Below are 12,149 nucleotides of genomic sequence, written 5' to 3'. Positions count from 1 at the left end.
TGGCGGGAAAACCGTGGAGATTGCCGAATTTCGACACAGCCTTCAATGGGCAGCCGCCACTTCAGACTAATGGCCTTTTGCCCAGACTCAAGTACGACATGACCCACGTCAAACAATGGGAAAAGAACCGCCGAACGGATCGAAAAAACTCACATTGTGGGTGTGAACGGATGCTACTTTTAAGCTCTCACGTGCCATGACCAGTGACGGTCCTGGCCCTTGCCGCGAGCTAAAGGAAGCGCTCAATGAACAAGGTGCGCAACATGAGCAAAGTGACGTTCCCCAACGCTTGCCAGCTGATGCGCTGGCATTTTCATCCAATGGGCTTCGAGGGCAGCATGGACGCGCCCGGCAGCATGGTCGCGCGCCTGTTCGATCGGGCCAGCGGCGAGACGTTGATCGCCATCGCCGGCATCCCCTGTGCCACGGTGATGAATGCCGCCGATGTCGAACGCATCATCGAGGCGGTGGAGGATGAACTGGCCTCGTTTGTGCCGCCGCAGTCGCTGAGGGCCTGAGGCCGATCCAGCACACGGCAAACCCTTGTGGGAGGGAGCCTGTCCCCCCCACATCTGAGGTGCATTTACCGGCTAATTGCGTTGATCATCGAAAAACGCTTTCTTGCCATCCACCCGCTCCGACGCCTTGGGCACATTCACCGCTTGGCCCTCGGGTTGTTCCACGTACCAGTAGCAGTGGCTCACCGCCCGGGTGATGCCCACATAGGCCAGGCGCAGTACCTCATCCTTTTGTGCCGTGTCATAGGGCTCGCTGTCACCGTCCTTGCCCAGGCCCGCCATGCGATACACCTGGTTCTTGTAGGGCGAGCTGGTCACGTGCTGGCAATCGCCAAGCAGGAAAACCGTATCCGCCTGCAGCCCCTTGGCACTGTGATACGTCAGTTGCTTGAGGCGTCGCGCGGCGGGCGGCAAGCTGGAATCCAGATTAACTACAGACTGAATATGCTCTTGAATCAGTAGCTTATCGCTGTTTTTTCGATACAGCATTAATACCGACTCGCCCTTTTCATAATGCGCCTGCAACTGGCGTCCGAGTGCGGCATCATCCCGCGCCAGCACGGTGACCGGCACCAACGCCCTCGGCGCCCCGCTGGCCTTGGCCCTCTTGCCCGGAATGGCCGGCGCCGCCCGCACGATATGTTCAGCCGCATCAATGATGTGCTGGTGACTGCGGAAGTTCTCGCCGAGCATCACGCGGGTGGTACTCGGTGACGGGAATTCCTGGTTGAACGCCATGAAGTACTTGGGCGAACTGCCGCGCCAGCCGTAGATCGATTGCCAGTCATCGCCCACGCATAGCAGCGAGGAATGCTGAGCCGCACGCCCCACGTGCATGGCCGGTCCACGGCTGCGGATTTCTCGCAGGCTGGCACGGATCCAAGACACGATCTGCGGCGATACGTCCTGGAACTCGTCGATCATCAGGTGCGACAACGGCCGCAACAGCGGATCACTCAGCAGCTTGAGGTTTTCCGGGGTGTTTTCGCCGAACAGCGAGAACATCCGGTTATAGGTCATGATCGGTGGCGTCTGGTCCAGCAGATGATCTTCCAGGGCTTTCCAGAAGATGCTCAAGGCCTCGAAAAACAAGCGGTCCGGATCGTCCTTAGCGAAACTCATCTGGCCGACAGCGGTGGGCACGTCCAGACCGAGGTTCTCGATAAAGCCCGCCGCCATGACAAAACTGTCCAGCAGCGGTGCCGACGACAACTCACCTTTGACCTTGTAATCAAAGCCGGGCCCGGCGCTGGCATCACCGGCGAGGCTACTCAGAAGCCGCTCGGATGATTGGTAACTATCCAGCCATATCAATGGCTTACGGCAGAAAGCTTGAAACAGTGTGCGCTTCACTGCCCACTCTGCGCGTACCGACAACTTGGCATTGGGGCGGCTGACCTGAGCGTTTTCCCGCGCGTCGAAGCCCAGCACCACCCAGGCATCCAGCTGGGGGATATAGCCATGGCAATGAAACTGCGCACCATTGATCTCAACGGTCTGACGGTTGGGTTCAATGCCTTTGATCGGCCAGGCGCCCGCGCGAAACCACAGGTCCTCGATCACATCGCACAGCTCTTCATCGCGCTTGGCTGCCAGTTCGGTCACCGCCATACGCTTTTGTACATCCGGGTGATCGCGCTCCAGCTCCTTGAGCTGCAAACCATGGCGCGCCAGCGGTGCGATCAGCTCGCGGAAACGTGGATGCCGCCCCTGCAACTGGTGATAACAGGCGTTCAACTGATGGCGCTGTGCTGGGTTGATGCGCAGGTCGAACGGGTTACTGTCGGCGTCCTCGACGCTGGCCCCGAGGTTCTCGAATGCCTGCAGCCGCTCGAAGCCCGGCAGGCTGCGCACCATGGGTAGGATGCGCGAATGAAAGGTACGCACCACCGCTTTGGCTTCTTTCATTTCAATAGGTTGGCCCCATAAGCTGAGAATCTCCATCAGCTTTTGAATGAAGTCCTTGCGCGACTCACGGGTAAAGGTCACCACGGTCATCGAGCTCAATTCATAGCCCAGGTAATGGGTGAGCAACAGGATACGCAGCACCAACGAGGTGGATTTTCCCGCGCCGGCGCCGGCAATCACCGAGGTGGACGGCGTGTCGCTGAAGATCATCTTCCACTGGGCAGTGCTGGGTTGGGCATGGGCCGGCAGCAAGCGCGCCACGTCGGCCTTGATGCGCTTCTTCAGCTCGGCGGTGAGGGGCAGGCGCCAATCGTCGAACAGGTTGTCGTCCACGCCGGGGGCACGGTGTTCGTCCGGGCGGAAATCACGGATCAACAGGACCTGACGGCCTTCCTCAAGGCCATCGGCCTTACCCTCGCGATACCCATACTCCACACCCGCCTCATGCCCGCTGCGAAAGCCATCGGCCTGCCCATGCAACCAGGAAAACCGGTGCTGCGCGCGCAGGCGCGTCAAACCGTGGCCGAACAAACGGGCCGCCAGGCGTTTCAGCAGCGGCATTTCAGCCAAAGGGCGAAGTTCTGGGGGCAGTTCAGGCTGTTGTTGCGGCACGCGGACTCCTGGGGTGAGCTTGGCTTTGACGAGTGCGCCATGGTCGCCGGAATCGGCGCGCAGTTCCAGCCAATTGCTTTGCGCTCATGCAGTTAGGCGATGAAGTGAAAGTCAAAACGCCACTAATCAATCGGCTTTATAGATAGGAATAAGGCAGTTTTTACGCTTTTTATCGATCATGTGCTCAGGGAAGATAGGCTCATCAATAGGAGACCGTCATGCTTGAACTTCGACCTTTCAACACTCTGGGTGGCGCCCATCATGGTTGGCTTGACGCCCATCATCACTTTTCCTTCGCCGAGTACCACGACCCCAAGCGCATGCACTGGGGCAACCTGCGGGTGTGGAACGACGACATCATCGCTCCGGGTACCGGTTTCCCGCAGCACCCGCACCGCGATATGGAAATCATCACCTATGTGCGTGAGGGTGCCATCAGCCATGCCGACAACCTCGGCAACAAGGGCCGTACCGAAGCCGGCGACGTACAGGTCATGAGCGCGGGCACCGGGATCGCTCACAGCGAATACAACCTGGAAGCCACGCCGACCAAGATTTTCCAAATCTGGATTATCCCGAACGAGGCCGGATTGCCACCGTCATGGGGGGCCAAACCGTTTCCCAAGGGCGATCGCGAGGGGTTTGTCACGTTGGCCAGCGGCAAGGCCGGTGACAGCGAAAGCCTGCGTATTCGGGCTGATGCACGGCTGGTGGCGGCCACCCTGAAGGCTGGGGAAAGTGCCGAATACCGGCTGGACAGCGGGCGTCGCGCCTACCTGGTACCGGCAACGGGAGTGATTGAGATCAATGGCTTGCGGGCGCAAGCTCGAGATGGTGTAGCGGTAGAGGATGAGCAGGTATTGCGCGTGACCGCGATAGAAGACAGCGAAATCGTGCTGGTCGACCTGGCCTGATCTGACGCCCTGCCTGAATCAAACCTGGGGGGGCAAGCCCCAATGCCCGTCAGTCAAGAGATAGAACGGGCAAATGGCGAGCCTGATTGTTGTGGCGAGCGGGCTTGCCCCGCGTTGGGGCGCGAAGCGGCCCCAAAACCAGCCAATGAGTTCTGCCTGAAGGAACGCGGCGCCTGGGTCAGGGCTGCTACGCAGCCCAACGCGGGGCAAGCCCTAATGCCGTTCAGTTAAGCGTACATCGCCTTCTGTAGGAGCGAGGGGGACGCCTAGTTCTTGCTCGCGAAAAACGTCGTTGACGTTTTTCGCGAGCAAGAACTAGGCGTCCCCCTCGCTCCTACAGAAGGCGATGTACGCTTAACTGAATGGCATTAGGGCTAGCCCCGCGTTGGGCCGCGAAGCGGCCCCAATCAGGCCACCGCATTTATCCAGGCCGATTAAATCGCCAGGTTTTAGGGCTGCTGCGCAACCCAACGCGGGGCCAGCCCGCTCGCCACCGTTACAGTGTGCCTCCTTGACTGACTGGCATCAGGGCTTGCCACCAGGGTAAATCAGCGCGGTATGCGCGTTCCGGCACAGGCATTGCTTTATCCATTCATCTGCCCCGATACAGGAACATTCGTTACCCCCTGACCCAGAGCCGACCCCATAAGAAAGTAAGGACCAGGCCTGTTGGCACCCTCTGCCACGGGCTCATAAAAAATGCGTTTTTTTAAGCGGCAGTGCCACCCAAGGTTGTCCTCGGCACTGACAAGGTACTGGAATGGCTCGATCTTTCTTCGATGAAATGAATGACGCAAACGGCGTGTGCCGTGCGCACTATCAGGATTTCTCCCGCTGGCTGGCCAATACGCCGCCGGAATTGCTGGCCCAGCGTCGCCGCGAAGCCGATTTGCTGTTCCATCGCGCGGGGATCACCTTCACCTTGTATGGCGACGAACAAGACACCGAACGCCTGATTCCCTTCGACATCATCCCCCGCAGCATCCCCGCCAGTGAATGGAGCGTGATCGAACGCGGCTGCATCCAGCGCGTCAAGGCGCTGAACATGTTCCTTGCCGACATCTACCATGACCAGCGCATCATCAAGGCCGGGATCATTCCGGCCGACCAGGTGCTGGGCAACGAGGGTTATCAAAAGGCCATGGTCGGCCTGGACCTGCACCGCGACATTTATTCCCATATTTCCGGTGTGGACCTGGTGCGCGACGGCGACGGCACTTACTACGTGCTCGAAGACAACCTGCGCACCCCCAGCGGCGTGAGCTACATGCTCGAAGACCGCAAGATGATGATGCGCCTGTTCCCCGAAGTGTTCGCCAAGCAGCGCATCGCACCGGTGGACCACTACCCCAACCTGCTGCTCAAGACCCTGAAAAGCGCCAGCCGCCTGGACAACCCCAATGTGGTGGTGCTGACGCCTGGGCGCTTTAACAGCGCGTTCTTCGAACATGCGTTCCTGGCGCGGGAAATGGGCGTGGAACTGGTGGAAGGCGCCGACCTGTTCGTGCACGACCTCAAGGTGTTCATGCGCACCACCGACGGGCCCAAGGCGGTGGATGTGATCTACCGGCGTATCGACGATGCGTTCCTCGATCCGCAGGCGTTCAACCCGGACTCGATGCTCGGCGTGCCCGGCCTGGTCGCCGCCTACTGCGCCGGCAACGTCGTGCTGGCCAACGCCATCGGCACCGGCGTGGCCGACGATAAATCGATCTATCCCTATGTGCCGGCCATGATCAAGTTTTACCTGGATGAAGAGCCCATCCTGCAAAACGTGCCGACCTTCCAATGCCGCAAGCCGGATGAACTGTCCCACGTGCTGGCCCACCTGGGCGAACTGGTGGTCAAGGAAACCCAGGGCTCGGGCGGCTACGGCATGCTGGTCGGCCCGGCGTCCACCGCTGCCGAAATCGAGGACTTCCGCCAACGCATCAAGGCGCGCCCCCATGCGTATATCGCCCAACCGACCCTGAGCCTGTCCACTTGCCCCACCTTTGTCGAAAACGGCATCGCGCCACGGCATATCGACCTGCGGCCCTTTGTGCTGTCCGGCAAGGAAACCCGCCTGGTGCCGGGTGGCCTGACGCGGGTGGCCCTGCGTGAAGGCTCGTTGATCGTCAACTCGTCGCAAGGCGGCGGAACCAAGGACACCTGGGTGGTGGAGGGCTGACCATGCTGAGTAGAACCGCCGCGGATTTGTATTGGATGTCCCGTTACCTGGAGCGCGCCGAGAACCTCGCGCGCATGCTTGAAGTCAGTTACTCGCTGTCGCTGATGCCCCAGGCCGGGCGCAGTGATGGCTTGGATGAACTGGCGATGTCGTTGCTCAGCAGCGGCACCCTGGACAGTTACCTGGAGCGCCACCAGCAGCTGGACGCCGAGCGCATGCTGCACTTCTTCGCCCTTGATGAAGAAAACCCGGCCAGTATCTATAACTGCCTGCGCGCCGCCCGGGGCAATGCCCACGCGGTACGCGGACGCATCACCGCCGACATGTGGGAGAACCTCAACGCCACCTGGCTGGAAATGCGCAGCATCGCCGCCGGCGGCCTGGCGCGGCATGGCATCAGCCACTTCTGCGATTGGGTCAAGCAACGTTCGCACCTGTTTCGTGGGGCCACATCCGGCACCATCATGCGCAATGACGCCTATCGGTTTATTCGCCTGGGCACCTTTGTCGAACGCGCGGACAACACCTTGCGCCTGCTGGATGCGCGCTATGAGATGTTTGGCGAGGAATCGGAAGAAGTCAGCGACTTGTCGGCCCGCGGTTATTACCAGTGGAGCGCCCTGCTGCGCGCGTTGTCGTCGTTCGAAGCGTATACCGAGCTGTACCCGAATGCGTTGAATGCGCGCTCGGTGTCGGAGCTGCTGCTGTTGCGCAGCGATGTGCCGCGTTCGCTGCATGCGTGTATTGAGGAATTGAGCCATATCCTCGCGGACCTGCCCGGCAGTTATGGGCGTACCGCGCAGCGGTTGGCGGCAGAGTTCGAGGCGCGGCTGAGGTATACGGGGATCGATGAGATTCTGGAGGACGGTTTGCATAGCCGGTTGACGGAGTTTATTGACACGGTGAGGGAGTTGGCGCGGGCGATTCATAGTTCTTATCTGGAGGTCGTGTAAACGGTGGGAGGGGGCGTGCTCCCGATTGCGTCAGTTAAGCAAATCACCGAAACACATCAGCTACATTCTGGACCAGGATCCGCTCGGTATTGGCGGTGCTACGCCTAGATCAATCTTGGTAGCTTGACACTCTGCTCCGCTTGAGGTCGGCAGCGAGAGAGAGTGGCAGGCGTTTTTACACATTCAGGGTTAAAAGCAGCGAGTACCTATCCGTTTGAGGCAGTGGATAGGTACTCGGTTATTTTGTTAACTCAGTCTGCTCCGGTTATTCCGTCCCGGTTGTTTCGCTGTTAAGCGATGCGGGAAACTATAGTGCTGTCACGACTAAATTATCCAGGGAGATTGGATTTTCTTCTGATCCAAGAACATATATAGAGACACTAATGTATTCAAAAATTTTCGGAACATTCATAGTATATTTCATGTTCCTCCAGGTGGATGAAAATGGGAATGTAGGGCTTTCATAAGTAGGACCCAAGGAAAGCATTCTCACCCGAATACGTGTATCGTTCGCGCCAAACTCATGCCTATAATCGCAAGATACTTCGATGGTCTTTGTGACTATAAAGCTTTCATCTCGATATTGTTTTCGAATCTGGGGGGCAGACAGCCCTGTTTGTACGCTTCGCCAATATGTATTTGCACCCTCCTTTATAAGAACTGCGTCCGTACTAACATTGAACCAGTCATTCCAGTTATTATTGCTAAAATCGGTCCTATCTACTGCAGGCACCCTTTTTACCTTATAAGTAGTAGGCGCAAAACTAACCGCTCTCGCCATATAAACACTGCCATCAAGTGTCACCTTGATCTCTACGGAGATGGGATGGTCAGGCAGTATTTTCTGCAACCAATCACGTGACACTGGTTTGTTCGTCAGTCCATTCAATTCCGATGAGAGAATCGGATAATTGCTTAATACCGGCAACGGTTCATGTCCGCTGGACTTGAGTGTTATCCACACGCGTTGTCCGGTGGCAATAAATGGCCACTTGAGCACGGCGGCCCAGGGGTTGCCGACGATAGTGTTCAAGTCCAGCAGCCCGTTATGGGGCACACGGTGGATGATCACCTGTGGCAAAGCCGACAGCGGTATCGGCTTCACCGTCACCGTCAGCTTCGCCGAGTGCTTCGTGTCGTCACCCCGGGTCACGGCATACGTGAAAACCACCGTGGCATCACGGTCCCGAATGTTGGCGCTAATCGCGTCCCGCGTAATATCGAACACCACCTCCTGCAACACCCGATTACCCGGCTTGGCCGGAATATCCGGCGAGCCGTCATCGCTCCCGCCCTCCATATAAGGCTTGATCCAATCATCGTCACGCATGCCCACATAACGCACCACCAACTGGGCGCCCTGCTGCACTCGCAGCGGCTCCAGGTCGGCGGTGTCGGGGCCGGTTATCTGCGCCTCAAGCAATGTCGGCGCCAGCAGTTCACCCAGGTTGCGGCTGATCAGCACCTCCGTGACTTGCGAATAACGCGGCAGCTCGTCGCCACGTGTCAAGGTGTAGAAGACCGCCACGGTTTCATTGAGGTTGTTATTGACATAGAACTCATCGATATCGTGCTCGGTGGTGCTGTTATCGACCGCCACCTGCACCGGCACATTGGTGCGGACAAGCGGCCCGTTCCAGTACATGCGCACCCAGTCTCCACGCTTCGTATCGCCGGCCGGTGCAAACACCTTGGCGTAGCCCTCGATATCGTCCGGGTTCAACTGGCTTCCAATGATCTTTTCAATGATCGGCGCAGGCAGTGTGCGTTGAATCTCACCCACGAGGATTTTCAGCCGCAGCGACTCTTGGGGCCGTCCGCCTGGCCGTGTGTGCGCGTAAAACACCTCCACCAGGTGACCGTCGAAACGCTGCAGCTCGGCGGGGTACACCGTGAACAGCATGTCGCCTTCCGGTGTGGGGTCCACATCGTCGACCTCGCGGCCAACACGGTGCTCGATCGTGTTATCGGGGCTGCTGACGAGGAAGATAACCTCCAGATAACCATCGGGCGGCCAGCTCCCTTGCAGAGGAAACCGCACAGTCGCCTCTTTACTCGGCTCAATCTTGCCGCCCTTATCCTCGTCAATCGTGGGTGGCGGCCATCTTACGACCTTGCCGACGATCTCGAGGTAGAGTTTTTCCGAGGGCTGCTCCACCACGCCTTTCTGGAACAGCATATGCACGCTGACGGTCCCATCGGCAATGGCGACGACCAGCGCGTTGGGGACCTCGAAGGAATGCACCCCCGCTCTGTTCAACGGTTTGATCGGCGTATGGGGGAACGGGTTGCCCTCACTGTCGACACCGGCCCAGATCAAGCTTACGTAGTCATAGGCGGCGGCTTCCGCGTTAGTCACCCAGGTTTCGATTTCCACGTCCCAACCGCCCAGTTCGGCCAGGTCGACCACCCTGTCAGTGTCGGGGAACGCCAGCCACGGCGCCTCTGGCCGCACCTGGTGCAGATGCACATCGATCAGCGATACCGCCGACCAACGCGCCCATTCATCCGGCAGAGTGCCGACGGCGTTCTTGACCTGGTAAGCCACGCGCGTCAGGGGGTTGTTGCCGGCGGCGCTGATCGTGGCGTAGTCAACGGTCAGGGTGATATCGCGCCCCACCTCCCCAGGCTGGACCCGATGCAGCACCTGCTGCGACCCCCAGGCCAGAATGATCAGGTCGTAAGCATGCATGTGCAGCCAATGGTGGATAAGAATCTTGATCCCGGCCAGCGCCCTGGTTTCGTTGACACCATCGAGCAACACTTCCGGCGGCACTACGTAGGACAGGCCTTGGTGCCCGGGGAGCGCGTCGTCGGGGTCGCGCCCTGCGGGGCGTGTCAGCATGACCCGGTACTTGCGCTCTTCGGTGAAGGTTTCATTACCGCTGGCGCGCCGCAGCTTGCCCAACACCGGGTTGGCCCAGAACTCGACGATCCGGTGCGCAGGCACCGTCAGCGGGATAAGGTCCAGGTTCTCCTCGCCTTCGCGAATGGGCGTAGACGCCACTGGCACATTCCGGTTCCCCCAGTAGAGCGAGGCGATGCTGCCGGCACTGACACCGTCTTTGGGATTGACGAGATACACCACCAGCGCCGACTCGGTGTGACGCAAGCCGATGCCGCCGTCGGCAGCGTCAATATCCCCGGCGATAGGCGGCTCCGTCAGCGGCACCACGATGGCAGGCAGGAGAGCAGCTTTCGACTTATCTTTTTTGGACATGGTGAGAGTCCTTGCAAGCGGGCGGGAGTGGTTTGCCTCCATCAAACGCCCCCTGCGATGGCTTGCCTACTGTCAGAGTTAACAGGTGGCGACGGGCGGTCAATGATCGCTGATCGATTCATCGAAAACCGCCATGACGCTGACAGGACCATTGGTCGCTACCTGTCAACTCTGACAGTAGCGCATGCATTTATTCCGGTATCTGATGACGGCAAACGCACCGTTTGACGTGCGATCACGTGCACTGATGCCTATCAGGAGATCAATCATGCCCACCAAGAAGACTCAGCCTGCAGCCGCACTCGAAGAAGCGCCAAGTGCGACTGAAAACAACACCCTGACGCTGGAAAAAAAGGACAACCCGAAGCATCTGGATCGACTCTACGTCCCCGGCATGGTCGATCACGTCGATGGCGAGGACGCAGGCATCGCAGCATGGTTGTTTGAGTCCGGCCTGACCCTCGAGGTGCAACGCAATTGGATCGCGAGTCCCGGGGATGTCATCACCGTGGGCTATCTGATCGGCGAAACGAATGTGGTGATCCTGGGTACAAAGATCCTGGAGCCCGGCGAGGAAACCCGTAACAGTTACTTCTTTGCCGCCCAGCAAAAAGACCTGCCGGACGGTCGATATGCCCTGGTCTACCTCGTTCACTATAAGGGTGGCGCCGACTACGATATGTCCTATCCGCTGCTGACATTGGTCAAGACCGACCTCCCGGCCGGCGATGACAACAATCAAGTCGAACCGGGGCACTCAGAGCTGAAGGTCAGTCTGTCCGAGAAAGTGATCGTGCCAGGGAACGCCACGAAAGGGGTGGTGGTCACTCTTCAGCCCTACCCTAATCACCACCCGAAGGACACCGTCATTCTCCACTGGGGGAACGTCATCATCAGCCAGACAGCGGCTGGCCCCCTCCAGCCGACCGTGATCGATGTGACCTACCAGCACCTTGTCGACGCCGGCGACAGTCCCAATATGGCTGTGTGGCTTGAGGTCATTGACCTGGTGGGCAACATTTCTACACCAGGGTCAGCCACCATTCGCGTGTCGGTCGACCTGGACGCGAATGCACCTGATGGTCCGGTTTTTTCAGACGCTGGCCCAGTTGGCTATATCGATTTGGAACTGGTGGATGAAAAACCGGTGGAGCTGCAAATGCACACCCCGGCCAATGTCGGCCTGAAAGATGAAATATACGATGTCATGATTCGTATCTATCCTCCCAAAGGTGGGGTGAAGGTCATCCACAAGTTTGTCCCTATCACCAGGCCCGGACGAGTGCATTCGACCTTCATCGATTACGTTGACGTGCGCGCCGCCGCCGAGGGCCACATAGAAGTCAGTTTTGTCTTGAGGAAGTCCGTCCCCCCTTTCGAGGTCTACTCCAAGAAAAACACCGCCGAAGTCCGCGGGTACATTGCCCGGCTGGAAGCGCCCTCCGTAGAGGGCTACCCCAACGATCACATCGCGGATGACCCGGCGCATGTGATTGTGTCCATCCCCTATTATGCGTGGCGCCAGGCGACCGACCAGATTGCCGTGATCTTGCGTTATGTGCGGTCATTGAACGATGTGATCCTGCATATCGAAACAAAAGAGGTCGGGCTCTCCTGGCCTGCGGGCGCTCCCGTCAAACGCCTGATTTACCGCGAGCAGTTGCAGCAATTCAAAGGCTACCGTCCTGAGTTTTATTACGTGATATTGGCGACGGGGTTCACCCGCGCACGCGCGGTGAACCTGAACGAATCCCTTCGGCGGGTGTTGACCATCAGTTGAATGACGGTCAATCGGTGCGGTCGGCGGTTCAACTGACGGTACATTCCCCTGGCTCTGGGGCAAGGATCCTGTCC

Annotated in this window: 7 protein-coding genes; 5 read left to right on the top strand and 2 right to left on the bottom strand. The window is 58.8% G+C overall.

All coding sequences use genetic code 11. From position 1 onward, the window contains the following. Positions 1-245 precede the first annotated feature (245 nt). Positions 246-518 carry a DUF1652 domain-containing protein gene (locus A7317_RS14480; protein ID WP_024075593.1) on the top strand — a complete coding sequence of 91 codons (273 nt, stop codon included), beginning with the start codon at positions 246-248 and terminating at the stop codon, positions 516-518. A 72-nt stretch (positions 519-590) separates the two neighbouring features. Here the strand turns inward: A7317_RS14480 and A7317_RS14475 are convergent, their stop codons facing one another. Next, complete coding sequence (locus A7317_RS14475; protein ID WP_069076138.1) at positions 591-3,038, bottom strand: UvrD-helicase domain-containing protein; 2,448 nt, start codon at positions 3,036-3,038, stop codon at positions 591-593. Between the two features lie 218 nt (positions 3,039-3,256). Here A7317_RS14475 and A7317_RS14470 point away from each other — a divergent pair, with 218 nt between their 5' ends. From A7317_RS14470 to A7317_RS14460, 3 genes are all read left to right on the top strand, one after another. Next, positions 3,257-3,952 carry a pirin family protein gene (locus tag A7317_RS14470; protein WP_069076137.1) on the top strand — a complete coding sequence of 232 codons (696 nt, stop codon included), beginning with the start codon at positions 3,257-3,259 and terminating at the stop codon, positions 3,950-3,952. Between the two features lie 760 nt (positions 3,953-4,712). Next, on the top strand, positions 4,713-6,122 hold the full coding sequence (locus A7317_RS14465) for a circularly permuted type 2 ATP-grasp protein (protein WP_024075570.1): 1,410 nt from the start codon (positions 4,713-4,715) through the stop codon (positions 6,120-6,122). Positions 6,123-6,124: 2 nt separating this feature from the next. Further along, positions 6,125-7,075 (top strand): alpha-E domain-containing protein, encoded by a 951-nt coding sequence (locus A7317_RS14460; protein ID WP_010169366.1) that lies wholly within the window; start codon positions 6,125-6,127, stop codon positions 7,073-7,075. Between the two features lie 307 nt (positions 7,076-7,382). On the opposite strand, the gene A7317_RS14455 is transcribed toward A7317_RS14460, so the two are convergent. Next, positions 7,383-10,295: a hypothetical protein gene (locus tag A7317_RS14455; protein WP_069076136.1), complete on the bottom strand. Its 2,913-nt coding sequence runs from the start codon at positions 10,293-10,295 to the stop codon at positions 7,383-7,385. A 268-nt stretch (positions 10,296-10,563) separates the two neighbouring features. Between A7317_RS14455 and A7317_RS14450 the strand changes: the two genes are divergently transcribed. Next, positions 10,564-12,075: a hypothetical protein gene (locus tag A7317_RS14450; protein WP_069076135.1), complete on the top strand. Its 1,512-nt coding sequence runs from the start codon at positions 10,564-10,566 to the stop codon at positions 12,073-12,075. Positions 12,076-12,149 lie beyond the last annotated feature (74 nt).

The sequence above is a fragment of the Pseudomonas fluorescens genome (assembly GCF_001708445.1).
GTDB lineage: Bacteria > Pseudomonadota > Gammaproteobacteria > Pseudomonadales > Pseudomonadaceae > Aquipseudomonas > Aquipseudomonas gorinensis.
The sequence above is the reverse complement of the archived record's forward strand: the minus strand, read 5'-3'. Positions and strand labels throughout refer to the sequence as shown.

Bases quoted from the DNA above. Each gene is read 5' to 3' on its own strand.
- A7317_RS14455 (WP_069076136.1), bottom strand. From the start codon at position 10,295: ATGTCCAAAAAAGATAAGTCGAAAGCTGCTCTCCTGCCTGCCATCGTG.
- A7317_RS14480 (WP_024075593.1), top strand. From the start codon at position 246: ATGAACAAGGTGCGCAACATGAGCAAAGTGACGTTCCCCAACGCTTGC.
- A7317_RS14470 (WP_069076137.1), top strand. From the start codon at position 3,257: ATGCTTGAACTTCGACCTTTCAACACTCTGGGTGGCGCCCATCATGGT.
- A7317_RS14465 (WP_024075570.1), top strand. From the start codon at position 4,713: ATGGCTCGATCTTTCTTCGATGAAATGAATGACGCAAACGGCGTGTGC.
- A7317_RS14450 (WP_069076135.1), top strand. From the start codon at position 10,564: ATGCCCACCAAGAAGACTCAGCCTGCAGCCGCACTCGAAGAAGCGCCA.
- A7317_RS14460 (WP_010169366.1), top strand. From the start codon at position 6,125: ATGCTGAGTAGAACCGCCGCGGATTTGTATTGGATGTCCCGTTACCTG.